Annotated in this window: 24 protein-coding genes and 1 tRNA gene; 11 read left to right on the forward strand and 14 right to left on the reverse strand. The window is 66.0% G+C overall.

Annotated features, from left to right (window positions below):
- Positions 1–80 precede the first annotated feature (80 nt).
- From KZX46_RS04205 to KZX46_RS04215, 3 genes are all read left to right on the forward strand, one after another.
- Entirely contained in the window at positions 81–932 is an 852-nt protein-coding gene (locus tag KZX46_RS04205; protein ID WP_226896088.1) for a SirB1 family protein, read from the forward strand.
- Between the two features lie 64 nt (positions 933–996).
- On the forward strand, positions 997–1,947 hold the full coding sequence (gene gshB / locus KZX46_RS04210) for a glutathione synthase (protein WP_219775619.1): 951 nt from the start codon (positions 997–999) through the stop codon (positions 1,945–1,947).
- Between the two features lie 101 nt (positions 1,948–2,048).
- Complete coding sequence (locus KZX46_RS04215) at positions 2,049–2,402, forward strand: hypothetical protein (RefSeq protein ID WP_219775620.1); 354 nt, start codon at positions 2,049–2,051, stop codon at positions 2,400–2,402.
- A gap of 154 nt (positions 2,403–2,556) precedes the next feature.
- Here KZX46_RS04215 and KZX46_RS22760 read toward each other — a convergent pair whose 3' ends face one another.
- A complete protein-coding gene (locus KZX46_RS22760) occupies positions 2,557–2,748 on the reverse strand; it encodes an SWIB/MDM2 domain-containing protein (RefSeq protein ID WP_226896310.1) in 192 nt (63 codons plus the stop codon).
- 306 nt (positions 2,749–3,054) lie between these two features.
- Entirely contained in the window at positions 3,055–5,538 is a 2,484-nt protein-coding gene (locus tag KZX46_RS04225; RefSeq protein ID WP_219775621.1) for a TonB-dependent receptor, read from the reverse strand.
- Positions 5,539–5,632: 94 nt separating this feature from the next.
- Here KZX46_RS04225 and KZX46_RS04230 point away from each other — a divergent pair, with 94 nt between their 5' ends.
- Positions 5,633–5,953, forward strand: coding sequence for a DUF1330 domain-containing protein (locus KZX46_RS04230; protein WP_216708276.1), 321 nt, complete (start codon positions 5,633–5,635; stop codon positions 5,951–5,953).
- 400 nt (positions 5,954–6,353) lie between these two features.
- On the opposite strand, the gene KZX46_RS04235 is transcribed toward KZX46_RS04230, so the two are convergent.
- Genes KZX46_RS04235 through KZX46_RS04245 form a run of 3 tightly spaced genes read right to left on the reverse strand, consistent with a single transcriptional unit; the run spans position 6,354 to position 8,543 of the window.
- Entirely contained in the window at positions 6,354–7,529 is a 1,176-nt protein-coding gene (locus KZX46_RS04235; RefSeq protein WP_216708275.1) for an acetyl-CoA C-acyltransferase, read from the reverse strand.
- A gap of 4 nt (positions 7,530–7,533) precedes the next feature.
- Positions 7,534–8,088, reverse strand: coding sequence for a carboxymuconolactone decarboxylase family protein (locus tag KZX46_RS04240; protein ID WP_219775622.1), 555 nt, complete (start codon positions 8,086–8,088; stop codon positions 7,534–7,536).
- A complete protein-coding gene (locus KZX46_RS04245; RefSeq protein WP_219775623.1) occupies positions 8,085–8,543 on the reverse strand; it encodes a MaoC family dehydratase in 459 nt (152 codons plus the stop codon). The genes KZX46_RS04240 and KZX46_RS04245 overlap by 4 nt, the downstream gene beginning before the upstream one ends.
- Positions 8,544–8,633: 90 nt before the next feature.
- Here KZX46_RS04245 and putA point away from each other — a divergent pair, with 90 nt between their 5' ends.
- Together putA and KZX46_RS04255 are read left to right on the forward strand one after the other, a co-directional pair.
- Positions 8,634–11,648: a bifunctional proline dehydrogenase/L-glutamate gamma-semialdehyde dehydrogenase PutA gene (gene putA, locus KZX46_RS04250; RefSeq protein ID WP_219775624.1), complete on the forward strand. Its 3,015-nt coding sequence runs from the start codon at positions 8,634–8,636 to the stop codon at positions 11,646–11,648.
- Between the two features lie 56 nt (positions 11,649–11,704).
- Positions 11,705–12,463, forward strand: a complete 759-nt coding sequence (locus KZX46_RS04255) for a Coq4 family protein (RefSeq protein WP_226896089.1) — start codon at positions 11,705–11,707, stop codon at positions 12,461–12,463.
- On the opposite strand, the gene KZX46_RS04260 is transcribed toward KZX46_RS04255, so the two are convergent.
- From KZX46_RS04260 to KZX46_RS04280, 5 genes are all read right to left on the reverse strand, one after another.
- A complete protein-coding gene (locus KZX46_RS04260) occupies positions 12,460–13,632 on the reverse strand; it encodes a mechanosensitive ion channel family protein (RefSeq protein ID WP_226896090.1) in 1,173 nt (390 codons plus the stop codon). The two genes, KZX46_RS04255 and KZX46_RS04260, sit on opposite strands and share 4 nt — an antisense overlap.
- 122 nt (positions 13,633–13,754) lie before the next feature.
- Positions 13,755–14,549, reverse strand: coding sequence for a folate-binding protein YgfZ (locus KZX46_RS04265; RefSeq protein WP_219775625.1), 795 nt, complete (start codon positions 14,547–14,549; stop codon positions 13,755–13,757).
- A gap of 402 nt (positions 14,550–14,951) precedes the next feature.
- Complete coding sequence (locus KZX46_RS04270; RefSeq protein WP_219775626.1) at positions 14,952–16,430, reverse strand: S41 family peptidase; 1,479 nt, start codon at positions 16,428–16,430, stop codon at positions 14,952–14,954.
- Between the two features lie 56 nt (positions 16,431–16,486).
- A complete protein-coding gene (locus KZX46_RS04275) occupies positions 16,487–17,575 on the reverse strand; it encodes a helix-turn-helix domain-containing protein (RefSeq protein WP_219775627.1) in 1,089 nt (362 codons plus the stop codon).
- A 51-nt stretch (positions 17,576–17,626) separates the two neighbouring features.
- Positions 17,627–18,292 (reverse strand): DUF1134 domain-containing protein, encoded by a 666-nt coding sequence (locus KZX46_RS04280; protein ID WP_219775628.1) that lies wholly within the window; start codon positions 18,290–18,292, stop codon positions 17,627–17,629.
- Between the two features lie 147 nt (positions 18,293–18,439).
- Between KZX46_RS04280 and KZX46_RS04285 the strand changes: the two genes are divergently transcribed.
- The 5 genes from KZX46_RS04285 (at position 18,440) to KZX46_RS04305 (ending at position 21,949) form a co-directional block, all read left to right on the forward strand.
- Positions 18,440–19,741: a UDP-glucose/GDP-mannose dehydrogenase family protein gene (locus tag KZX46_RS04285; protein WP_219775629.1), complete on the forward strand. Its 1,302-nt coding sequence runs from the start codon at positions 18,440–18,442 to the stop codon at positions 19,739–19,741.
- A gap of 50 nt (positions 19,742–19,791) precedes the next feature.
- Positions 19,792–19,883 (forward strand) — tRNA-Ser (locus KZX46_RS04290).
- A gap of 331 nt (positions 19,884–20,214) precedes the next feature.
- Positions 20,215–20,793 (forward strand): site-specific integrase, encoded by a 579-nt coding sequence (locus KZX46_RS04295; protein ID WP_219775630.1) that lies wholly within the window; start codon positions 20,215–20,217, stop codon positions 20,791–20,793.
- A gap of 115 nt (positions 20,794–20,908) precedes the next feature.
- Positions 20,909–21,364 carry a DUF3768 domain-containing protein gene (locus tag KZX46_RS04300; protein WP_226896091.1) on the forward strand — a complete coding sequence of 152 codons (456 nt, stop codon included), beginning with the start codon at positions 20,909–20,911 and terminating at the stop codon, positions 21,362–21,364.
- Between the two features lie 3 nt (positions 21,365–21,367).
- Positions 21,368–21,949, forward strand: coding sequence for a hypothetical protein (locus KZX46_RS04305; RefSeq protein WP_219775631.1), 582 nt, complete (start codon positions 21,368–21,370; stop codon positions 21,947–21,949).
- A gap of 51 nt (positions 21,950–22,000) precedes the next feature.
- Here the strand turns inward: KZX46_RS04305 and KZX46_RS04310 are convergent, their stop codons facing one another.
- The 4 genes from KZX46_RS04310 to KZX46_RS04325 all read right to left on the reverse strand — a co-directional run bounded on the left by KZX46_RS04310 (position 22,001) and on the right by KZX46_RS04325 (position 25,473).
- On the reverse strand, positions 22,001–22,717 hold the full coding sequence (locus KZX46_RS04310) for a PEPxxWA-CTERM sorting domain-containing protein (RefSeq protein WP_226896092.1): 717 nt from the start codon (positions 22,715–22,717) through the stop codon (positions 22,001–22,003).
- A 346-nt stretch (positions 22,718–23,063) separates the two neighbouring features.
- Positions 23,064–24,704 carry an IS66 family transposase gene (locus KZX46_RS04315; RefSeq protein ID WP_219775632.1) on the reverse strand — a complete coding sequence of 547 codons (1,641 nt, stop codon included), beginning with the start codon at positions 24,702–24,704 and terminating at the stop codon, positions 23,064–23,066.
- Between the two features lie 71 nt (positions 24,705–24,775).
- Complete coding sequence (gene tnpB / locus KZX46_RS04320) at positions 24,776–25,123, reverse strand: IS66 family insertion sequence element accessory protein TnpB (protein WP_219775633.1); 348 nt, start codon at positions 25,121–25,123, stop codon at positions 24,776–24,778.
- Positions 25,120–25,473 carry a transposase gene (locus KZX46_RS04325; protein WP_219775634.1) on the reverse strand — a complete coding sequence of 118 codons (354 nt, stop codon included), beginning with the start codon at positions 25,471–25,473 and terminating at the stop codon, positions 25,120–25,122. Before KZX46_RS04325 ends, tnpB begins: the two co-directional genes overlap by 4 nt.
- Between the last annotated feature and the right edge of the window lie 69 nt (positions 25,474–25,542).

Below are 25,542 nucleotides of genomic sequence, written 5' to 3' on the forward strand. Positions count from 1 at the left end.
GCTCGACAAGCCGCGATTGTCACTCCAATCTGTAACAACTTGGGGAACGACAGGCAGGGTGACGCGAAGGGACCGAGGCGATGGCTAGCGCGAGTGACGTGATGCTGCGAACGAGCGACCTGGCCCGGCTGGGACTTGTCGACGACGCCGCGATCGATCTAGCCGATGCAGCGCTGCTGCTCGCCGCCGCCGACCAGCCCGCCAACGACACACGCGCGACGCTCGACACCGCCCGCGCCCGCCTGACGGGCATGGCGCTCCGCCTCCAACGGGAGTCGGCGGGGCTGACAACACCACGCAGCCGCGCCCGCGCGCTGACCGAACTCATCGCCCAGTCCGAAGAAATGACCGGCGACGCGCAGGATTACGACAACCCGCGCAACGCCGACCTGCTCGAACTGCTCGACCGCAAGCTCGGCCTGCCGGTGACTTTGTCGATCCTGTACGTCGCGCTTGCTCGCCGTGTCGGCTGGGCGGCCGATCCACTCGGACTGCCGGGGCACGTCCTCGTCCGCATCGGCCATGACCCTGTCGCGCAGCTGGTCGATCCGTTCGACGGCGGCCGCCTGCTCGGTCCGACCGGCCTCAACGCAGTGCTGACGCGCGTGCTCGGCGGCTCGGCGACGCTCGACGCCGACCATCTTACCGCGTTGAGCAACCGCGCGACGCTCGTCCGGCTGTTGTCGAACCAGGCGACACGCGCGCGGCGCGGCGGCGATGTCGCCCGCGCGCTGACCCTCCACGAACGGATGACGCTGATTGCGCCGGGCTTCACCGGCCTGTGGTGGGAGCGCGCCCGGCTCGAGCAGCTGACCGGAGCGGTCGGCGCGGCGCGGATGTCGCTCGGCGCGATGCTCGAGACGACGCGTGACACCGCGGTGCGCGGGCGGATTCGCGCCGCGCTCGAAGCGTTGGCGCGCAGTCCGAGCTAGACCCACTGGCGCGAAGCCCGAGCGAGGGTCTACGACGGCGGCTCACGCCACGGGAGCCGCCTGCATGTCACTGACCGTCGCCGTCCAGATGGACCCGATCGAAACCGTCAACATCGGCGGCGATTCGACCTTTGCGTTGATGCTCGAGGCGCAGTCGCGCGGCCATACGCTGTGGCACTATCTGAGCACCGACCTGACCTATGTCGCGGGCCGGGTCCGCGCACGTGCCCGCCCGCTCACGGTCGAGCGGACGTCGGGCGCACATTTCCGCTGGACCGGCGAAACGACGACGATCGACCTTGGGCGCGATACCGACGTCGTATTGATGCGGCAGGACCCGCCGTTCGACATGGCGTACATCACCGCGACGCACCTGCTCGAGCGCGTTGCCGGCGAGACCTTGGTGGTCAACGACCCCGCCGAGGTCCGTAATGCGCCCGAGAAATTATTCGTCCTCGGCTATCCGGACCTGATGCCGCCGACGATGGTGACGCGGCGATTGGACGAAGCGGCGGCGTTTCGCGAGGAACATGGCGCGGTCGTCGTCAAGCCGCTTTACGGCAACGCCGGGACCGCAGTCTTCCACGTCGGCACTGGTGACGCCAACCTCGCCGCGCTCGTCGAACTGTTCAGCCACGTCTGGCCCGAGCCGTTCATGGTCCAGAAGTTCCTGCCCGACGTCTCGGCGGGCGACAAGCGCATCGTCCTCGTCGACGGCGTCGCCACCGGGGCGATCAACCGCCTGCCCAAGGCGGGCGAAATTCGCTCGAACCTCGCCGCCGGGGGCGCCGCGCACGCGACCGCGCTGACCCCGCGCGAGGAGGAAATCTGCGCGCGCATCGGGCCGGAGTTGAAGCGGCGCGGGCTGGTGTTCGTCGGCATCGACGTCATCGCGGGCTATCTGACCGAGATCAACGTGACCTCGCCGACCGGGATCGTCGCGATCGACCGCTTCAACGGCACCGACACGCCGGGGCTGATCTGGGATGCGATCAAAGCGCGGATCGGCGGCTAGGCCGGAGGCGCGGCAACAACGCGCTGTTCCGGCCGCGTTTAGCGAGGCAGACTTGGGACAATGCCGCCGCCGCGCCTCTCGTTTGCGACCGTCACCACGCGATGACCCGCGGCGCGATCATTCGTTTCGCGTTGGCGCTGACGGTGCTGCTCGTTGCGGGCTGGCTGGCGCTGCGGTTTGCGAAGGTGCCGCGGATCGACCGGGCGGAGGCGGAGACACGGGCGACGCGACTGCTCACCGCTTATGCCGGGCAGACCGGGCAGCCGGCGGGGCATTTCGGCAATCGGCGCGTGCTCGAATATTCCGACGAGTGGCAGTTCGTCTGGACCTACCGGCCGTGCGCTGCGGTGGGGGAGTTGCGGATCGCGGTGCGGCGATCGGGGGCGGCGCGCTATGTCGTGCTGCCGGATTGCACCCCGGTTCGGGGGTTCGGGGTCGGGCCGCGGGTGGCCTAAGGGTGGGTAGTCAGGAAGGGGTCGCGGCCAAAGCCGCGCCGTCGGTCGGGTTCGGCGCGAAGGTGCAGCGACCCGTCGGCCGAACCTTCCGCGAGTCCCGCGCTAGCCGAATAATGCAAGGGCATCACTCGGCTAGCGCGAGCCGCGTTCGGTCCTACTTCAAATGCTGGGCGAGATACTTGTTCATCTCGAACATCGTGCACTTGTCGCGCCCGAAAACCTTCTTCAGCTTCTCGTCGGCGAGGATTTCGCGCTTGTCGGCGGGGTTCTGCAAATTGTGCTTGCGGATATATTCCCACACCTTGCTGACGACCTGGCCGCGCGGAAGCACGTCCTTACCGACGATCTCGGCGAGTTCGGGCGACGGCTGGAGTGGCTTCTGGAGCGCGTCGACCTTCTTCGGCGCGTTCGGATCGACGGGGGCCTTTTCCTTCTTCGCCGCAGGTGCCTTCTTGGCCGCTGGAGCCTTCTTGGCTGCCGGTGCCTTGTCGGCAGCGGGCTTCGCGGTCTTGGGTGTCGTCGCCATCAGTAATGTCTCCCCTGCCCCGGTCGGGCTTGTGCCAACTGGCCATGATCGCCGTTGTTCCGTGTGAGGAACCTTAGTCGTTTTGCTTTTCGGTGCAATTACCCCGCGCGACGATTTTATGACGGCCTAAAACGTCCGTTTGGCATGAAACAGCCACGTCCGCGGCGGCGCGAGATACGCAACCGTACCGAGGCTCGACGCGACATAGTTGCGATCGAGGCAGTTGTTGCACTCGATGCTGAGCACCCAATTGCCGTCGTCGGTCTTCATCGCCAGCGCGGCGTTGGCGACGACATACGACTTGGCGCGCGATCCGGTGATGAGCGTCCCGCCGAACGGGTTGGCCTGATAGGTGATGCCGCTGCCGCCGGTGACCCCGCCGGTGTACAGCGACGCGTTCGACGCGCCGGTCTCGAAGCTCGACCGGTAGATCACGCTGCCGCCGGGCTGGAGGATGATCCCGGCCGCCGGGATCGCATAGTCGAAGGTGCCGCCGACCGCGGCGCTATAGTCGGGGGTATAGTCGGGGCGCGCGAGCGAGCCATCGGCCGCGACGAGCCCGCTGCCGCAATCGGGGGCGTTGTCGACGAACGGCGCGCCGGGAACGCGCTTGGCGGCGAGTTCGGCGCGGCAGTCGGCCTGTTGCTGCGCGATCGCCTTGGTGCCGAAGCGATCGGCACCCGTCGCGCCGTTCACGCGGTAGCGGGCGTGCTGATACCCGAGGTTAGCGAACAGGTTGAGCCCCTTGAACGGCGTCGCGGTCGCTTCGAACTCGGCCCCGTAATTGTGCATGCCCGCGCTCGCGGTCGAATACGACAGCGCGCCCGACGCCGGGTCGACGCCGGTGACGGGGACCGCGACGTTGCTCGCGTCGATGTAGAAGCCGGTGACGCCGACCTTGAGCCGGTGATCGAACAGGTCGCTCTTGACCCCGCCCTCATACGTCCAGTTGCGCGACGCGGCGTACGGCAGCAGCGCCTGCGGGACGATCGCCTGCGTGTTCCACCCGCCGCCGGTGAAGCCGCGCGTCGCGCTGGCGAAAACGAGGACACCGGGTAGCTGGTAGCTCGCGACGACGCGCGGGGTCCACAGCTTGGTCGATTGGTTGACCGGCACGGCGATGCCGCCGCTGACAAGGCTCGTGGTGTTGAGGCACGTCAGGCAGCCCGCACGATTGTCGCTGACCCCGAGCGTCTTGCGCTCGTCAGTGTAACGCACCCCGGCGGTCAGCTTGAACGCATCGGTCACGTTGGCGTCGACCTGCGCATAGCCCGCGGTCGACTTGGTCGAGGTACGGAGCGTCCGGTCGGCGAGGACCCCCGGATTGCCGCGCGGTGCGGGCGCGGCGGCGGTGGTCAGGATGTCGGCGACGTCGGTGGTATCGTCCTCGTCGGAGTAATAGGCCCCGACGACGTAATCGAGGAAGCCGCCGAACGCCTTGCCGTCGAGGCGGACCTCCTGGCTGAACTGGTGGGTCGACCCGTCGCTGAGCGTCGTCGATCCGCCGGCGGTATAGCCCGCCACCGCCGGGAACGGCGTCGCGACGCTGGGAACGAGGCGTCCGTCGGTCAGGTCGGCGGCGTATTTCTGCTTGAGGTCGACATAGCCGGTGATGACCGCGACGTTGAAGCCGTCGCCCGCCCACAGGAATTTCGACGTTGCCAACGTCGTGTCGGCATAATCCTGCGCGCCGAAGCCCGCCTTGCGGCCGGTGACGCCGAGCGCAGTGAACGGCGACGGATGCGCGGTGTCATAGCCCTGGCGCAGCCCGCTCGTCAGGAAGCGCCCCTTGCAGTTCGACGGATTGCGCGGATCGCAGTCGGAGGTGGCGAAATTGTCGGCGTCGTTGCGCAGATATGCGACCGATCCGTTCCAGCTCAGCCGGTCGGTGACGTTGATCCGCAGCGCGCCGCGGATGCCCGCGCCGTTGCTGTCGTCGTTACGCTGCCCGGTGGTCGAGTTGATGCCGTAGCCGTGGTCGTCGTTGTAGAATCCGCTCAGCTTGATCGCGATGTCGGTGCCGAACGGAATGTTGAGCGAGCCGCGGAATTCGCGGCGCTCATAGCTGCCGTAGCCGCCTTCAAAATAGCCCGCGATCCGGTCGCCGGGTTCGGCAAGATTCACGTCGACGCTCCCGCCGCTGCTGTTCGCTCCGCCCGTCGTCCCCTGCGGGCCGCGCCGGACATCGACGCCGGTGATGTCGAAGAAGCCGAAGTTGTTGGCCGACTGCCGCGGCAGGTAGATGCCATCGATCGAGGTCGTCACCGGGGCGCCGACAGACGGTGCAGCCGACGTCGTGCCGAGCCCGCGGATGTAGTCGATATTGCCCGCGCCGATGCCGGGGAATGCCGCGCTAACCGAATTGGGGACGTACTCGAGCACGTCGCGCGTCGTAACGAGGCCGCGCTGGGCAAGGACGTCGGTCGACAGGCTTGTCACCGTCGTTGCATCGATAGGGGTATCTTGGGCGGGAGCGAGCTGTGCCGGCGGTGTCGCCGCCGGAGTTGCGGTCGCGGCCGGCGTCGCGGCCTGAGCAAAGGCTATCCCGCCGAAACTGGCGCTGGCGAGGGCGATTACGGCGGTCGTCGTCACCAGGCGATATCGTACCATCAAGTCGCATTCCCTACTGAACCGCCGCGCGCCGTCTTTGACAGATGCCGCCGGCCCGCCGATAGCCCCCGCAGCGACCTAGCGTGGAGCAGCCGTGAACGATACCGAAAATCTGCCGAGGCCCGCCACCCTGCTGCTCACCGCGCGGGTGAGCGATGCGCGGAAAATGGCGGCGTACGCCAAGGCGCTTGCCGAGTCGGGACTCTATGCCGCGCACGGCGGGGTCGTGACGGTCGACGGCCAGCCGGCCAATCGCCTCGAAGGCTGGCCCGACGGCGTCGGCGCGGTGATGATCAATTTCCCGTCGCGGACCGCGGCGGAGAGCTTCTGGTTCTCGGCGAAGTATCAGGAAGAGTTGAAGCCGCTGCGGCGCGGCGCGGCGACGATGCAGGCGGCGATCTTCGAGGCAGTGTAGCGCGCGGGCGGCGGTTCGATCGCCGTTTGATTCCGCTGTCCTACAGCCCCGCGAACACGTTACGGTCCCGGCGAGTCGGATCGCGCGGAACCGGCACTGTGTTCTTTCTCATTGTTGGTCGCCTTAGTCGGCTCCCGTCCCTGCTCTTCCTGCTCCCCTCCCCTTCAGGGGAGGGGCCGGGGGTGGGGGAGTCGCCACCAGCTATCTGCCTCAGAAAGCCCCCACCCCCGGGCCACGCCAAGCGGCGTGTCTCTCGCCCTTCCCCTGAAGGGGAGGGGAAGATGCCGTCCCGCCCTTAGGCAGGGCGACGTCAGACACGAAAACGCATGTTCAAAACCGTGAACTTCGTGTGACCTTTCAGCCCCACGAAGCACCGTTGCGGTCGTAAGCAGCCCGCTCCTCAGTAGACCTCGAACAGCCCTGCCGCGCCCATGCCGCCGCCGACGCACATCGTCACGACGACATATTTCGCCCCGCGCCGCTTGCCCTCGATCAGCGCATGACCGGTCAGCCGTGCCCCCGACATGCCGTACGGATGCCCGATCGAGATCGCGCCGCCGTTGACGTTGAGCTTCGCCTGATCGATGCCGAGGACGTCGGCGCAGTGGAGCACCTGCACCGCGAACGCCTCGTTCAATTCCCAAAGGTCGATGTCGTCGATCGTCAGGCCGTTGCGCTTCAACAACTTGGGCACGGCATAGATCGGGCCGATGCCCATCTCGTCGGGGTCGAGCCCGGCCGACGCCATGCCGACGTAGCGCCCAAGCGGGGTCAGCCCGCGCCGTGACGCCTCGCCGGCTTCCATCAGCACGCTCGCCGACGCGCCGTCCGACAGCTGCGACGCGTTGCCGGCAGTGATGACCCCGCCTTCGCGGACCGGCTTGAGGCCCTTCAAGCCTTCGAGCGTAGTCTCGGGGCGGTTGCCCTCGTCCTTCGTCAGCGTGACGTCGTGGAAGGTAACCTCGCCGGTTTCCTTGTTCGCCATGCCCATGCTCGACGGCAGCGGCACGATCTCGGCATCGAACCGGCCTGCCTGTTGCGCGGCGGCGGTCCGCATCTGCGACTGGTAGCTATACTCGTCCTGCCGGTCGCGGCTGATGCTGTACCGCTTGGCGACGACCTCGGCGGTGTCGATCATCGGCATGTAGACGTTCGAATGCATCGCGAGCAGGCCGGGATCGGGATCGATCCGCATCTTGTTGGTCTGGACCATCGAGATCGAATCCTGCCCGCCGCCGATCGCAATCTGCATCCCGTCGACGATGATCTGCTTCGCCGCGGTCGCGATCGCCATCATCCCCGACGCGCACTGGCGGTCCATCGACTGGCCGCTGACGCTCGTCGGCAGTCCGGCGCGGAGGAGCGCCAGCCGGGCGATGTTCGGGGCCTGACCGCCCTGCTGGAGCGACGCGCCCCAGACGACGTCGTCGACCTCGGCGCCGTCGATACCGGCGCGCTCGACCGCGTGCTTGATCGCATGGCCGCCGAGCATCGGCGGCGGCGAGGCGTTGAATGCGCCGCGAAAGGCGCGCCCGATCGGGGTCCGCGCGGTCGAAACGATGACAGCTTCACGCATGGGTCTAATCCTTGTTGTCAGGGAAGCGGGGCATGCCGGCCTCCGTCTGGAGGTCGAGCGCGCCGACGATCAGCGCGATACCGTTATAGAAAGCAACGAGTTGGACGATCTCAAGAACCTGCGCCGTGTCGAACTCGGCCGCCAGCCGCGCGAATTCGGCGTCGCTCAGCCGGTTGCGCACCAGCAGGGCATCGACCGTCGCGATGAGCGTGGCGTCGTGCGCAGTCCAGTTGCCGTCATCGGCATGACCGTCGAACGTCGATCGGACCTGCTCTTGGGTCAGTTCGGCCTTCTTAGCGAAGACCTTGGTGTGGATGCCCCACTCATACTCGTTGCCGGTCTTTGCGGCGGTCCGGTCGATCACCACCTCGCGGTCGCGCATCGACAGCGGCGACGGGCCCGCCATCGACGCGGCGGTGAAACGCTCCCAAGCACGCGGGCTCTGGGCAACCGCGGTGAACAGCGCGAGCGGGTCACGCCCCGGGGCGGTCATTCGCTCCATCGCCGTCGCGAACTCGGGCGGCCACGCGTCGCGCGGCAGGGTGCCGATGCGGCTCACAGGTAAATCAGGGCGATCGACTCGGCGATGAGCGCGGGTTTGGTCTCGCCTTCGATCTCGACGGTGACCGAGGTCGTGGTCTGGATGCTGCCGTCGGGCCGGTCGTCGACCGCGACAATAGTGAAGCGACCGCGGACACGCTTGCCCGACTTGACCGGGGCCATGAAGCGCAATTTGTTGAGGCCGTAATTGACCCCCATCTTCGCGCCCTCGACGCCCGGGACCGAGCCGTAGGTCATCATCGGGATCAGGCTGAGGGTCAGAAACCCATGGGCGATCGTCGTGCCGAACGGGGTCTTCGCCGCAGCGACGGGGTCGACATGGATGAACTGATGGTCGCCGGTGGCGTCGGCAAACGCGTCGATCCGCGCCTGGTCGACGAGCACCCAGTCGGACACGCCGACTTCGGTCCCGACCTTCGAACGGTATTCTGCCAGCGGCAGGCTGTCGCGCATCGATCACTCCCCAGTGTTTTGCGGCACCCTAGCTATGGTTACCGCTAACGTCACCCTTCATTTCTCGGCGTGAGGGCGTAGGAGGCGGGCATGACCAGCCTCACCTCCGCCCGCGCCGAGATGCGCGACCTTCGCCGCGCTCCCGAGCCCGCCGTCCTCGCCCGCCTGCTGCCCGCCGCAACGCTGGCGCCCGCAACCCGCGCCGCCGTCGAGAACCGCGCGCTCGGCCTCCTCGCCGACTTGCGCGCGGCGCAGGGGAGCGGGTGGGTCAACCGGTTCCTCCAGCAATACCGGCTCAACACCGCCGAGGGCGTCGCGCTGCTCAGCCTCGCCGAGGCGTTCCTCCGCGTCCCCGACGCCGCGACCGCCGACCTGCTGATCCGCGACAAGATCGGCGGGGCCGACTGGGGCGCGCATACCGGCAAGTCTGATTCGCTCCTCGTCAATTCAGCGACCTGGGGACTCGTGCTGACGCGTGCGGTGGTCGGTGCGGGCGAACGTGCATCGGTGTTGCAGCGGCTGATCGCACGGTCTGGCGAGCCCTTCGTCCGCACCGCGGTCGGCGCGGCAATGCGGATGATGGGCCAGATCTTCGTCATGGGGCGGACGATCGATGAAGCGCTCGACCGCGCATCGGACAGCGATAACAAGGGCTTCACCGCCAGCTTCGACATGCTCGGCGAGGCGGCGCGGACACGCGACGATGCCGTGCGCTATTACGACAGCTATGTCGCGGCGATCCAGCGCATCGGCGCGTCGAACCAGGCCGCCGGCCATTCGATCTCGGTCAAGCTGTCGGCGTTGCACCCGCGCTACGAAACCGCGCACGTCGCGACATGCGTCCCCGAACTCACTGATATGCTTGGCTCACTGGCAAGCGCCGCCGCAGCCGCTGGCATCGGCCTGACGGTCGACGCCGAGGAAACCGAGCGACTCGACATGTCGCTCGATATCATCGCCGCGGTCGCACAGCACCCGCAACTGCGCGGATGGGACGGCCTCGGCATGGCGGCACAGGCATACGGCAAGCGGGCAGCCGCGGTGATCGACTGGGCGCAGGCGCTGGGTGCCGAGACATCGCGCCAGCTCGGCGTCCGGTTGGTCAAGGGCGCGTATTGGGATAGCGAGATCAAGCGCACCCAAGTCGAGGGATTGGCCGACTACCCCCTGTTCACCCGCAAGGCCGCGACCGACGTGTCGTACCTCGCCTGCGCCGCGAAGATGCTCGCCGCGCCGAACATCTTCCCCGCCTTCGCCACGCATAATGCACTGACGGTGGCGACGATCCTCGAATGGGCGGGCGGCCCCGAGGGCTTCGAATTCCAGCGACTGCACGGCATGGGCGAGGGGCTCTACGAGCGCTTGGTCCGCGAGGACGGTTACGCTTGCCGCAGCTATGCGCCGGTCGGCGGGCACCGCGACCTGCTCGCCTATCTCGTCCGGCGGTTGCTCGAGAATGGCGCGAACTCGAGCTTCGTCCACCAGCTCGCCGACGCCGGGGTCAGCGATATCGACCTTCTCGCCGACCCGGCGGTACGGATCGCGGCGGTGGGGGGCACGCTGCACCCGAGCATCCCGCTGCCGCGCGATCTCTTCCCGGGCCGGACCAATTCGAGCGGACTCGACCTCGCCGACGCCGAAGTCTTGGCGCGGGTCGAACGCGACGTCCTGCGCTTCGACGAGGCCGATCCGTTGTTCGGCAAGCGCTCTAACATCAAGGCTGCCGACCTTTCGACTGGGCAAGTGGCGAGCGCCGTCGCCGCCGCGCATGCCGCCTTCCCGGCGTGGGACGCGACCCCGGTTGGCAAGCGCGCCGACATCCTCGAGCGCCTCGGCGCCCTGCTCGAGCGCGACCGCGCCAAGCTGATGGCCTTGTGCGTCGACGAGGCGAAAAAGACGATCGGCGATGCGCTCGGCGAGGTCCGCGAGGCGGTCGACTTCTGTCGCTATTACGCCGCGCAGGCCCGCGAGCACTTCGTGCCCGTAATCCTCCCCGGCCCGACCGGGGAGCGCAACGAACTGCGGCTGGCCGGGCGTGGCGTCTTTGCGTGCATCGCCCCGTGGAACTTCCCGCTGGCGATCTTCCTCGGCCAGGTCACCGCCGCGCTCGCCGCAGGCAATACCGTCGTCGCCAAGCCAGCGCCGCAGACCCCGCGCATCGCCGCGGCTGCAGTCGCGCTCGCCCATGAAGCCGGCGTGCCCGCCGAAGTGCTGCGGCTCGTTATCGGCGGCGGCGATGTCGGCAGTGCGCTGGTCGGCGATCCCCGCATCATGGGCGTCGCGTTCACCGGCTCGACGCGAACCGCGCGCGCGATCGCCCGGACGCTGCTCGATGATGACCGCCGCCCGCTCGTGCCGCTGATCGCCGAGACCGGAGGCCTCAATGCGATGATCGTCGATTCGACCGCACTGCCCGAGCAGGTCGTCGTCGACGTCGTCACCAGCGCCTTCCGGTCGGCGGGGCAGCGCTGCTCGGCGCTGCGGCTGCTCCTGCTGCAGGAGGATATCGCTGAGCGAACGCTCGACATGCTCAAGGGGGCGATGGACACGCTGATCGTCGGCGCGCCCGGTGATCCGCGAACCGACGTCGGGCCGGTCATCGACGAGGCGGCATTCGACCGTCTCGAAACCTATCGCCAATCGAAGCAGGATCGCTGGGTTCATACGATCGCGGCTCCGGCAGAGGGCAACTTTATCGCCCCGACGATCATCCGACTTCCGGGCGTCGAGGCGCTGCGTGAGGAATGGTTCGGGCCGATCCTCCACGTCGCAACATGGCGGTCGGGTGAACTCGACGCGACCGTCGCGGCGGTCAATGCCAGCGGCTATGGCCTGACGATGGGACTCCACAGCCGCATCGCCTCCTCCGCCGAGCGCGTCGCTGCCACCGCGCGGGTCGGGAACCTGTACGTCAACCGCGCGATGATCGGTGCGGTTGTCGGCTCGCAACCCTTTGGCGGCGAAGGGCTTTCGGGGACCGGGCCGAAGGCGGGCGGTCCGCATTACCTGCCGCGCTTCGCCGTCGAGCGAGTGGTGTCGACCGATACGACGAGTGCTGGCGGCAATGCGAGCCTGCTCAGCATCGAGGATGCAGCCGGTATCTAGTTGGCCAAAATAGCTTCCGGTTGCGCCCATCGCTTTTTTGCGTATAGATACTCCGCATGAACGCAATGACGCCTCCCAGCGACTTCGTCATCACCGCGCCGAAGCGTGATTGGCTGAAAGCTTTGCGCGCAGTGCGGCGGCTGCTTGCCGACAAGGACGATACCGTCCAGGTGTTCGAGATCATGCGGTCGCTCAACGGGCGGGCGACCCGCGATGGGTACCTCCAGCTGCTTCTGACGGCGCAGGGCGGCCGGATCGCCTACCAGCGGCGCGAGCTGCCCGAGGTGCTGATGGACCGTGCGATGCTTGCCACATATCCCGTCGGCAGCGTCGCGGCGCACTACCTCGCCTTTACCGAGGCAGGCCAGATCAGCGCCGATGGCCTTGCCGACGTCAGCCGCCAGGCAGCGCGCCCGGAGGGCATCGACCTAGTCCACCCGGTCGCGTGGTATGGTCGGCGCATTCGCGATACGCACGACCTTTGGCACATCCTGACCGGCTATGATCTGACTGGGCTCGGCGAGGCGTGCCTCGTCGCGTTCTCCTACGCGCAGACCAAGGCGCTCGGTTGGGCGTTGATCGGGACCGGTGCCGCACTGCGGGGTGCGCGCCAGCCGGGATACAAGTTCGCCCGCGCGATCTGGGAGGGCTATCGCCGCGGACGATCGGCAGCATGGCTACCCGGACAGGATTACGAGGCGTTGCTTGCCGAGCCGCTCGAGGCCGCACGATCCCGGCTCGGGCTGCAGCCTCCCGCGCTTTTCGATGCAATCCCCGTCGCAGCCCGCAATCACGCGCTGCCCAAGACCGCCTAGCCCGTCGCGCCCTGCGGCGGGATGGCGAACGCGACGGGCGGGTCGATCACCCGCCCATCGGCGCGCCCGGTCAGCGCCACCTGCGTCGGGTAGGCGAAGTCGATCCCAAGTTCGTTGAACCGCCGCAGGATCGCCAGTCCGATCGCGTGCCGCGCATCCATCATCGTCTTGAACGACTGCCCGGCGCTGAAGAAGGCGATCTCGAAGTCGAGCGACGAGTCGGCGAAGCGCACGAAATGACAGCGGTCGAAGCGGCACTCGGGCCGCGCATTTACGATCGTCTCGATTTCTGAAGGGATCGACTCGAGCAGCTCGCTGCTCGTCTGGTAGGTGACGCCGATCACCATGATGACCTGCCGCTCCTCGATCCGGGCGAGGTTCGAGATCTGGTCGCCGAGCAGCTTGGTATTGCCGACGACGACCTGTTCGCCCGACTGCGAGCGGATGCGAACGGTTTTGAGCCCGATCGCCTCGACCTTGCCGGTGACGCTGCCCCAGCGGATCGTGTCGCCGACGCGGAACGGGCGGTCGAACAGGATCGCCAGCGCCGCGAACAGGTCGGCGAAGATGCCCTGCGCGGCGAGACCAATGGCGATACCGCCGACGCCGAGACCGGCAACCAGCGCGGTGACGTTAACGCCGAGATTGTCGAGCACGAGGATAAAGGCGAGCGACCAGACGACGACGTTGACCAGCACGCGGATGATGCCGCCCGCGCTCGCCAGCGCGGCCTTGTCCTCGGCGAAGGCAGCACGGCGATCGACGAGCCCGAGGATGAATTCCCGGACCCAGATCGCGCCCTGGATCGCGGCGGAAACGGTGAAGACCAGCTTGATGAAGCTCAGCAGCGCCCCCGGCGGGGCCGCGGTCCGAACCGCGATCTCGGCGGCGAGGGCACCGATGAAAAAGGTGCGCGTCTTGCGGACCATCCGCCCGATGAAGCCCTGCCACGTCGTGACGTCGTGACCGGTCCCGAGCAGGCGGCAGATGCCGAAGCGGATACCGAGCAACACCAGCGCGATGACGACCGCGCTGCCGATCCCGATCAGCGCAGCGACGCTGTCGGTTTGGAGCCACGCGATCGTGTTGGATGTCAGCCGCTCGACCTGAGCGGGCATATGGAGCAGATCGCCGGAGAGACCGGTGCTCGAGTGCGGGGTGGTGGTCATGCAGGGACTAACAGTTGCGGAAGAGACTGGTCGACCGGGGTTATCGGGCGGGTAGCTTGACCCGCGATTAACAGGTCACGCGATGCACCACGACTAACGGTCTTGCCGGACCCGAAACAAGCCTAATCGGTCGGCAGCCAATTCGGCCAGTCGACCGTCACGGTGGCATCCCCGGCGACGAGCGGGCGGCCAGCGGTCTCGACCTTGAGGTAGACGATTCCCCGCGTTCCGGCGTGGCTACGAAGTTCGCCCGCGGCGATGCCGTCGGCGGTGATCGCGGCGCCGTCCTCGACTTCGCCGTCGATCGTCACCGGCAGCAGGCGGCGGCGCAGCTTGTCGCGGTGGTGCATCCGCGCGGTGTTCTCCTGTCCGACGTAGCAGCCCTTGGTGAAGCTGACGCCGTTCAGTTCGACCGCGTTCGTCTCGAGCCACAGCATCCGGTCGAGCGCCAGGTCGGCGCTGTCGGGCACGCCGAGCGCAAGGCGGTGGCGGGCATAGTCGGGGAGCCCGGCATTGGTCTCGGCGGCGCCGGCGATCCAGCGGGTGCCGAGCGCGGGCAGTTGCGGGTCCGCCGGGACGCCGATCGACGGCTCGTCCCATCCGGCGAAGACGTGGAGACCAGGCTCGGCGGTGATCGTCACCGCGCGGCGCAGGCGGTACATCGTCAGTCGCTTTGCCAGCGCCTCGGCGGCGGTCGCGAGGATGTCGACAAGAACCGCGCCAGGCTCGACGTCGCCGCCGTCGAACAGCAGCATATCGAACAACGGCTTGCCCTGCGCGCTGAGCAGGCCCGCCCACAACGGCGTCTCCGGAGTCAGCCGATCGAGATCATTGGTGACGAGGTCCTGCAGATAGGCGCGGGCGTCGGCCCCACCGATACGGAGGACGGCGCGGTCGGTGAGGCGGGCAATGGGCATTGCCCGAAGCTGGGGCGGCGCGAGGCGGATAGCAACTAAGTTCAGAATAAGTTCACACAAACGTCGGTGGTTTTGCGTTCTCGGCTTTCCCTTCAAACTGACCCCGATCGTATGGTTAGAGGCACCGCCAAAGATGGGCGACGCTATGCGGAGGTCGCAGCTGGCAGGGCCGATTCAGGCGCAGAATGAGCGTACAGGCGCTAAGTTCAAAATAAGTTCACACAAACGACAGTGGTTTTGCGTTCTCGGCTTTCCCTTCGAGCTGACGCCGACAGCCCGAAAACCGGCAAATGCGAAGACCAACAATGAGAAAGAGCAATGCGGTCCCGGTGGACGGCGAGTCGAGGCGAAAGCCTAGGCGCAATCGCTGTGTGTAGGACAGCGGCAGTGCCGCCGGGCCGGTCAGGCCGATGCGACGGCGATCGCGCGCTCCATCTGCAGGTCGCGCGCGCCTGCGATATCCGCCCGTCGCCGGGGTACGACGATATCCGGCGTCACGCCCGCATCGGGCTGGGGCCGGTCGGGCCAATAACCGATCAGCGGCAGGTCGACCTCGATCCCTGATTCGGGCAGGTTGACGAAGAAGAACGCGCCGCCGTTGATCCCGCGCAGGTTCCCGCCGGTCGCCTCGCCGATAACCGTCGCCAACCGGTGCTGCTTGATTAGCGCGGCGAAACCGAACGTCGCTGAGGCGTTCTTCGGCCCGGTCAGCACCGCGACCTTGCCGGTGAAGCGGCGCTTCGCCGGCGTGATCGTGTCGGTGTCGCTGGCATCGCCGGGCCGGTCGAGCGTGTAGAAGCCGTTCGCGTCGGGCCCGATCGCCGACGCGCCCCAGTCACGGAAGCTGGGGTCCCACGTCTTGAGATATGGTGCGAGACGGTCGGGTATCACCCGGTAGCGGACGTGCCGCGAGTAATTGTCGGTCTTGAGGGGTGCCGTGATCAGGCGCGCCAGCACCGCCGCGCCGCAATCGAGGCCGCCGCCGTTTTCGCGGATATCGATGACGACGCCGGTCAGCTTGGTGTCGATTGCCGTATCGATGCTCGCGTCGATAAAGCCCTGCCAGTCCCATTTCTCGTGGAACACCGCCCATGTCGGCATCGTCAGGACGCCAACGGTCCCGCGCGTTTCGAAACGCCAGCCATAGGGCGACGCGGGGGACTTGGGGTTGAGCGCCGCGTCGCGGATCGCGGCGGACAGCAGCGGGCAGTCGATCGTCCGGGTTGCGCCGCCTGTGCGGACTTCGAGATGCGCCGATCGTCCGGCTGACGGAAACAGCAGCGTGCGCAGGATGTCGAAGCTTGGCTGATCGCCATCGCCGGGGATGCCGAGATCGGCGAGCTTACGCGCCTCGTTGCTCCCGTCGGTGCGCGTATACGGCAGCATCCGGGCGAGCATCGCGCGCGTGTCGACGCCGTCGATCGTCACGACCTCGGCACCGGGGGCGAGCCTCTGCCCGCTCCCCAGATCGCGCGTCACGATCATCCGTCCGTCGAGCCAGATGAAGGCGAAGGGCAGGCGATCGGCGCGATCAAACAACGTCGTGATCGCCGGGTTCTGGTTCGATGGGTTGGGGTAGCTATGCCCGCACCGGATGCTCGCCGTGAACGCCGACAGTGCGAGGTAGAAATCGCCACGCGACAGCGGCTTGGCGGCAATCAGGTCGAGCCGCTTGCGCGCCGCCAAGAACTGCGCCGGGGTCAGGTAGCGATACAGTCCCGGGTGGAGGCTGGTGAACGCATCGGTGAGGACCGCAATGTCGCCGCGCATAGCCTTAGGCTCGAGCAGACCCGCGCTCACCCGCGCCGAAGACGGGACAAGCGCGGTCAGCGCGGCGGAGGCAATGCCGCCGAGGACGAGGCGGCGATCGGGACTGAACATTGGCATCGGCTCCGAGAGGGATGCCAACACCGTGACGGTCGTGGTCAGGCCGTGCGCTACAAATCCGGGTCGCCGGCATCGTTTTTGCCGTTTGAGACGCGCCGGTACGACGATGGCGTCATGCCGAAGCGCTCCTTGAAGACCCGGTTGAAGGTCGCCTTCGAGCCGAACCCGGCGTCGAGCGCGATCGCCAGGATGTCGTCGTCGCTCGAGCCGCGCAGCCGCTCGGCGGCATGGTCGACCCGCAGCCGGTTGATCGCGTCGGCGAACCCGACCCCGAGACCCTCGTTCAACCCGCGCGACAGATACGCGGTGTTGGTGCCGAGGCGGCGCGCCAGTCCCGCCAGATCGAGGTCGGGATCGCGCCACCATTTATGCTCCTCGATCCGCCCGACCCAGTCGCGCGCGATGCCCGGCCAATCGCGCGGTGGCGGCTCGACGATCGGCTGCACGCGCGCGCCCGACTGCCGCCAGCCCTCGATCGCGAGGTAATTCCCGATCAGCGCGAGCGCGACGTAGAAGCCGAACATGTCGAAATACGACAGCGGCACGATGAGCGTATCCACGATCGTGTACGCCGTCCGCAGCGCGACGATGACCGCAAACGCGACCAGTACCCCGCGAACGCGATCAGCCGCAGCCAGATCGGTCCGCCGCGCGCGCAACCATGCGCGGTGCCGCTTGACCAGCCGCCACCCGGCGACGGCATAGCCGATCATCGAGCCGAGCAGCAGCACCGCGAGTAGCGGATCGAGCCACGGGCGCTGGATCTCGCGATCGAACGCGCCGCGCAGATCGAGCGGCAGGCAGAACGCCACCGCCTGATACGCGAACTGCGCGACCGGCAGCGCCGCATGCCACCGCGAGATCAGACGGTCGAGAACCAGCGCGTTGAGATGCGCGTAGAGCAGCGGCCCCATCGCCAGCGGAACCGCGAACGGCGCAAACGAGAGCCACGGCCAGCGATCGTAAAATCCGGCATAGCCGATCGCGAACGGCGTCAGCATCCCGCACAGGACGACGAGCAAGGCGCCGAGCGTGCGATCGGCCCGGCGGACGTGCCGCATGAGGATGGCGGCCGCCAGCAGCAGCATCTGACCTTCGAACAGGCCGAGGACGATGCTCATGGATCCGATGCCGGTCACGCGACCATCGACCCTTCCCGGGGCGGAAGGTCAAGCGCGCGTAGTGGCCGCCTAGAACGGCAGCAGACGGCTCGACCGCGTGTAGTTGACCCACCCCGCATTGACCCCGAGCCGCCAGCCGACGCCGAGCTTGATCGGCACAAGGATGACGTTGTCGCGCTGGTTGTACGTCGCGGTAAAGCCGCCGATCAGATACGCCTTGCCCTCCGCCGCCGGGTAGCGGCGGAACAGGTCGTTGGTGTCGTCGAGGTGGTAGACGAGGGTAAAGACGCGGTCGCCGTCGCCGCCGACGTCGAAGCCGACCGACGGCCCGGTCCAGTGGACCGGCTGCTCGCCCTCGACCTTCGAATACAGCGTCCCCGAGCCGTAGCGCAGCCCGACGAAGAACGCCCCCGACGCCTCGCGCCCGACGATATAGCCGTTGGGGCGGCCAAGGTCCTTGAACGCCTTTTCGATGAGCTTCGCCGCGCCTTCCGCACCCTTGCCGAAAGCGCCCTCGGCGGCGGCGATGACATCGCCCTCCTCATAGGTGTCGGCGGGCGGATGTGCGAAGCCAGGGTCGACCGGCGGTGTCGCGGGATGCACAGACTGGGCGCTCGGAGGCTGGGGCGTTTCGGTCTGCGGCACAAGCGCTGCGTCGGGCGTGGCCGGCGGTTGCTCCTGCGCCAATGCCGGCACCGCACATAGAATTGCCGCCAGGGCCAGCGTGATCCGCATCGATTTACTCCCGCTCGACGATCGACGCCCCCGTGCATCCTTGCCGCGCGGCTCCGCCAAAGTCCAGAACGCCCGCGCTCGTCTGGGCGCGCCTTCCCAACGCCCGGCACCGCTGCTACCGCAGTGCAGCAGCGGACGGGAGCAGACATGCGGATAACGATGATCGGCGCGGGCTATGTCGGCCTCGTCTCAGGGGCGTGCTTTGCCGATTTCGGCCATGATGTCGTCTGCGTCGACAATGATCCGTCGAAGATCGAGCGGCTCCGTGCCGGGGTCATGCCGATCTTCGAACCTGGCCTCGCCGAGCTCGTCACCGGCAACGCCCGCGCCGGCCGCCTGACCTTCACCACCGATCTCGCCGCCGGGGTCGCCAATGCCGAGGCGGTGTTCATCGCCGTCGGCACTCCGTCGCGCCGCGGCGACGGCCACGCCGACCTCAGCTATGTCTTTGCCGCCGCGAAGGAAATCGCGCGGGCGTGCACCGGCGACACCGTCATCGTGACCAAGTCGACCGTCCCTGTCGGCACCGGCGACGAGGTCGAGCGCGTTCTCCACGAGGCCAATCCCGACGCGCGTTTCGCCGTCGTGTCGAACCCCGAATTCCTCCGCGAGGGCGCGGCGATCCGCGACTTCAAATTCCCCGATCGCGTCGTCGTCGGCACCGAAGACGCGGCGGCGCGCGCGGTGATGACCGAGATCTATCGCCCGCTGTTCATCAACTCGTCGCCGCTGCTGTTCACCGCGCGGCGCACCGCCGAGCTGATCAAATACGCCGCGAACGCCTTTCTCGCGACCAAGATCACCTTCATCAACGAGATCGCCGACCTGTGCGAGGCGGTCGGCGCGAACGTCCAGGACGTCGCGCGCGGCATCGGCCTTGACAACAGGATCGGCTCGAAGTTCCTCCACGCCGGCCCAGGCTATGGCGGATCGTGCTTCCCGAAGGACACGCTCGCGCTGATCAAGACCGCGCAGGACTTCGGCACGCCGGTGCGGATCGTCGAGACCGTCGCGGCGGTGAACGACCAGCGCAAGCGGGCGATGGCGCGCAAGGTCGTCGCCGCGTGCGACGGCAGCGTCCGTGGCAAGACGATCGCGATCCTCGGCCTGACGTTCAAGCCGAACACCGACGACATGCGCGATTCACCCGCGATCGCGGTGGTCCAGGCGCTTCAGGACGCCGGCGCAAAGATCCGCGCGTTCGACCCCGAGGGCGTCGAGCAGGCGAAGCTCGTGCTGACCGAAGTCGATTATGCGACCGACCCGTACGACTGCGTCGCCGGGGCGGATGCGACCGTGCTGATGACCGAATGGGACGCATTCCGCGGGCTCGACATCGACCGGCTGGGCAAGGCGATGGCGCACCCGGTGCTCATCGACCTGCGCAACGTCTACCGCCCCGACGAGATGGCACGCCGCGGGATCGCCTATACCAGTGTCGGCCGGTAAATCCACACATTGCAGAGCGTATAACGCTTCGGTATAGCCCGTCGCTTCGCGGAGTCGTGGGTGAGCGGCTGAAACCAGCAGTTTGCTAAACTGCCGTACTGGGTAACCGGTACCGAGGGTTCGAATCCCTCCGACTCCGCCAAAGACCGTTGATTTTGCTTTGTTTTTCGAGCTTTAGTCCTGACCGGCCCACTAGCGTGCCCACTTTCGGAACGGCTTGAGGCGAAGGTCAGCGGACCGTGGCGAACTCTCGACGGCGAAATTGTGAAATTTGCGTCAGTGAACTTCGCTTCAAGTGACCAGCCGGCGGGCGGCGTTAGGATCGGCCGACTAGAAATTGAATCAAACACCATTCAATCCTAACGCATTGTAATTAAACATATAATTGACATTTTATAAGCAATATGCTAAACTTTGCATAGCGAAGTTGGCTATCGGCCGACGAAGCGTCCCCAAAATCGATAGGATTTACAATGGGCAAGCCCGCTAAGGTGCTGACTGCCGTCGATGTCTGTCGCGTGCTCGAAAAAACGTCTGCTGATCGCGATTCGCCGCGCAGCCGAGTTGTGGTGCTTCTAAGTTTTAAAGCTGGCCTGCGCGCGGCCGAGATCGCCGGCCTTGAGTGGTCAATGGTTCTCGGCGCCGATGGGAGGCTATCCGATCATATCTCCATCGCTGATCGAATTGCCAAAAATGGCTCAGGCCGGCGTATTCCGATCAACCTCGAATTACGGCGCGCGTTGAAGCATCTTCGTCGGCTGCTCGAATACCCGACGCAAGGCCCAGTGATTCGGTCAGCCCGTGGCTCGCACATGACGCCGCGCTCGATCGTCAATTGGTTCGCCAAGCTATATCGCGAATTAGGATTTTCGGGATGTTCGTCACATTCCGGTCGCCGGACCTTCATCACGCAGACAGCGCGGCTACTATCGAAGGCTGGAGGTTCGCTGCGCGACGTTCAAGAGCTTGCGGGTCATCGCGCGCTCACGACAACAGAGCGATACATCGAGGGCGACAGGGACGCGCAGCGAAAGCTCGTGCGGATGCTTTAATCGCGATCAACGCCAACCTCGCGGCACGCCTTTGCCCGACGCCGTCCCACCGCACATGACGAGCTGCGCAGTCGCCGACCCTACGGCCGATATCACTGAGTTTGTCGGATAGGCGATGAAAGCCATTGGCGTCGACGCATCGCCGTTCGGCCAAGATTTCGACTGCGTCCATACCACTGATTGCTCGCTAAATTCCAAAAGGAATCAAACCATGAGTTTCGACGATTCAACGACGTGCGCCCAAATCCCGCGGGCAGAAGCTATCGCGCGGCTCAACGATTGCCTTCGTATTACCGGCAGCGGCGGGGTCGTCGTCACTACGACCGGTGTAAAGGCGCTCCCCGGATTTGATGTTACTACGCTGATTGATGCGCTTCAGCGTTACGCTGCGTTCGACGGCGATAATGACCCGCACGGCGAACGCGATTTCGGCGATCTCGACGTTTTCGGTGCCGAGCTTCTGTGGAAAATCGACTGCTACGATCTGCAGCTGGAATACGGCTCGGCGGACCCTGCCGATCCGACAGTGACGAAGCGCGTGCTGACGATCATGCTCGCGTCGGAATATTGACGCGTGACCGGCACCGATCTGGCCCGTGCAACGCGCGAGCTAAAGCCGCTCGAACAGGGGGATCTCGACGGATTATGCGGCCTCTATGCGATCATCAACGCGCTGCGCATCGCGGTCTACCCAAATCGAATTATCTCGTCCCGAATGTGCGGGCAATTACTAGACTGCGGGTTGGCTTTCCTCGGTCGCAAGCGAAAGCTGAGGGAAGCCATCGTATACGGTATGGATAACGGGCTATGGCTGGCAATGTGCGAAGCCGTTGTCGCCGAAGCCGAAGCGTTGCTGAGGGTTCGACTTATCCTCCAGCCGCTTATGCGCGATGATCGCGCTTGGCATGTGCCCGAGGTGATCCGTAACATTCGGCGCAACCTGCGTCAGAATCGAGCCGTGATAATTTGTTTTGAAGGAAAGCTCGAGCATTACTCGGTCATCGCCGGGCACACGGCAAACAGGCTCAACCTCTTCGATAGCGCAGGCTGCCGCTGGATTCACAGCACGTCGCTTAGGGTGAGCGCTAAGATTAGGAAACCACACTTGGTCAGCCGTGAAGGTGCAAGCGTGCTCATCTACGCATCTTTGGGATGATTACGGCACGGCGGCTTATAGCGGCGGTTCTGGTTACCGTTGTGAACCGCGCTACCGGTCTAGACGGCGGCGGGGTAACTTAATTACGCTTCCTCGCAGCTCGCTCGTCCTGCGGAGATTGCTACCGATCAGTCCAAATCCGACGATTAACATCGCCCACGAAGAGGGCTCGGGCACCACTGCAGACACTCCCCCGCTGAGGACCACGAGTCTTAATAAAGCATAGTTGTCGAACCCGGCGTCTTCACTGCCTTCGTCAATTCCTCCGACGCCAGTCCGTCCACCGTTACCGTATGACAGATAATAATTGTAAGTATTGCCTCCGTTATCTCCGAAATAAGCCGATAGAGATGCGGTTTGATCTGTCCCGCTAAACTTAGCAAAATGATAGGTTTGGCCCGGGTCGGGCTCATAGTTGCTGCCACCAAACGAAAACTCGTGACGAGAAAGAGTTACGTCATCCAACTTCAAATCGAACGAATTATCGTAGAAGGGCGTGAAGTTACCGTAGGGCGGATAGTCCCGTGGCACATCGCCATAAACTCGAGCGCTAAATTTTAGTGTGCCAAGCTTTCCGACGAGACTCGTGGGAACTGAACCATTCGATGCTCCGCCATGGAAGTCTTCGAGGCCGTCGAGATCGTAGTACCCGCTTGTGATCAACACTCGCATCGTGCCCGACGCACCGCCGATCACGTAAGCCGCATCCGCCTGTGCTGCACAAACACTGACAAGCGCTGCAAGCACATAATCTATTTTCCGAATCACAAGTTTCCCCCACGAATGCTCGCTTGGTGGATATTAAGGTTACCACCATGTCAAGCTCGCCGGCCATTTCTGACTGGCTTTAAGCAGCCACAAAGTGACGGCGGTGCTACCAGGCTGACGTTGATTTTGCCATTTCGTCATGAGTGATAGGTCTCAGTCGAACTGAGTGGTTGCACATCTTCTCAGTGGTGCGCACGGCGCGTCGAACGTCGAACCATCGCCTCGCGAAGCACGCCGGCATCGCGGGAAGAGCCCCTTTTTGAGCAGACTGCAGCGGTTATCGAATGGCCGCTGCCCCGAAAAACCGTACGCATCCGGTGAGGGCCGCAGGGTCGCTGCGACACGCTCAGGCGGCTTGAGCGAGCGGCACGTCTGAGGTGTCGGGTCGCCAGTTCCACGGGAGCAGTTCGGCGAGGCGTTGCTGCGGCAGATCGGCGATGCGGGCAAGGACATCGGCGAGCCACGCTTGCGGGTCGATATCGTTGAGCTTGGCGGTGACAATGAGCGAGTACATGAACGCAGCGCGCTGTCCGCCGCGGTCGGAGCCGGCGAACAGCCACGACTTCCTGCCGAGGGCGACACCGCGCAAGGCTCGTTCGGCGGCATTGTTGGTCAGGCAGATCCGTCCATCGGCAAGGAACCGGGTGAACGCGGTCCAGTCCTTGAGCATGTAGTTGATCGCCACCGCGACCGGATTATGCCGGGCAAGCGTCGCACGCTGCTGGCGCAGCCAGTGTTCGAGCTCGGTTACGATGGGCGTGACGAGTTCCTGACGCACGGCGAGCCGCTCTTCGGCGGTCTTGCCGCAGATCGCGCGTTCGATGTCGAAGATACGGTCGATCCGCGCCACCGCCTCGAGCGCCAATGGCGAGATTACCGGGGCGATGTCGGGCTTGCGCTTCATCTGGGTGGCGACGTCGGCGAGAACGAAGAGCTTGCGCCGTGCGTGTGCCCAGCACAGCGCGCGGGTGACCTGCCCGGCGGAGCGGCCCGGCTTGAACAGCTCGTTGTACCCGGCATAGGCATCGGCTTGCAGGATGCCGGTGTAGCTGGCCAGATGATCACGCGGATGCTCACCGCGCCGGTCGCGCGAGTAGTGGAACAGCGCTGCTGGAGGGGCTGGGCCACCGAATGGCCGGTCATCGCGGACGTAGGTCCAGATGCGACCGATGTCGGTCTTGACCTTGGCCAGCACGGGCACGGTGGTATCGTCGCCATGCAGGCGCTCGGCGGCAAGGACATGCGCCTCGATCAACCGATGCAGTGGTTTAAGCGCGGCGGTGCAGGCGCCCACCTGGTCAGCCAACGTCGACAGGCTGAGATCGACACCTTCATGCGCATAACGGTCGCGTTGCCGGTTTAACGGCTGGTGCTGCCCGAACTTCTCAAACAGGAGCATCGCCAGCATGCTCGCGCCGAACAGGGCTCGCGGGGTGACGTGGAACGGAGCCGGCGGCTGGCTGACGCGCTTGCAGGCCCGGCAGGCGAAGCGCTCGCGCACCGTCTGGATGACCTTCCACTGGCGCGGGATTACCTCGAGGGTCTCGGTGACATCCTCGCCGAGCTTCGACAGGCGGTTCGAGCCGCAGCCGGCGCAGCAGGGAGGGCTCGGGATCACGACGCGCTCGCGCGGCAGGTGCGCGGGCAGCGGTTGCCGCGACGGCCGGGCGCGGACGAACGCGGTGACGGTCGTGGTCTTCGCTGCAGCATGAGCGGCGGCGGCTTCGTCGGCAGCGGCGGTTGCCTCGGCCTCCTCGAAGGCCAGCTCCATCTGGTCGATCAATCGCCGACTGCGCTCCGAACGCTGGCCGAACCGGTCGCGCTTGAGCATCGCGATCTGGAGCGCCTGAAGGGCGATGCGGGCTTCAAGGTCGGAGTTGATCGCACGGGCGTTGGCGGCGTCGGCCCGGGCGACGGCGGCATCGCTTCGTGCCTCGTCAAGCGCCTGTCGGAGCGCAATAATATCGGCGGGAGACAACGCTTCCATCGCCCCCACAACATAGCAAAATCGCGAGGAACCGTGAAGCGTTTTGGCGTCGTCTGGCTTGGGAAAAGACCCTATCCCGCAGCGCTTGGCCGCCATGTATGCTGCGGGTTGCGCCAGTCGATGCCCTCCAACATGCACGCCATCTGCGACGCCGAGATCGCGACGACACCGTCGGTCGCGGAAGGCCAGACGAAGCGACCGCGGTCGAGCCGCTTCGCATAAAGCGACGTGCCGAGGCCGTCGTACCACAGGATCTTCACCAGGCCACCGGTGCGTCCGCGGAAGATGTACAGGTCGCCCGCGTGCGGGTCGCGGCGCAGCCCCTGCTGCACCTGCAGCGCCAGCCCGTGCATGCCTTTACGCATATCGGTGTGACCGGTTGCGAGCCAGATCCGGACGCCGCCCGGGACCAGGATCACCGCGCCAGCGACCGCAACACAGCCGTCACCAGCTTTGCCGGCGCGTCCGCTGCGATCCGCACGACAGAGCCACCGATCTCGACCAGCATCGCCGGCGGCGGTAATGATGCTGGCGCGACATCGCGGGCGTCGGCGCTGACAACGACCGGCGCAAAGCCCGCGCCCGCGTGGCCAGTGCCGTACAGGTCGCGACGCCACCGATAGATCTGGCTCGGTCGAACATCCGCGGCCCGCGCCACCTCAGCGACAATCGCGTCGGGCGCAAACGCCGCATCGATCAAGGCCCGCTTCTGCTCGTCGCTCCACCGGCGACGACGCTCGACACCCGAATATACCGTGACCTGGCCCATCGCACCGTCGCTAACACTGGTGCAAACACCGTCGCTTGCACCAGTGCTACGTCACCGCAGCCGCCAAAT

The sequence above is a fragment of the Polymorphobacter sp. PAMC 29334 genome (assembly GCF_019431245.1).
In the GTDB taxonomy this organism is placed as follows: Bacteria; Pseudomonadota; Alphaproteobacteria; order Sphingomonadales; family Sphingomonadaceae; genus Polymorphobacter_B; species Polymorphobacter_B megasporae.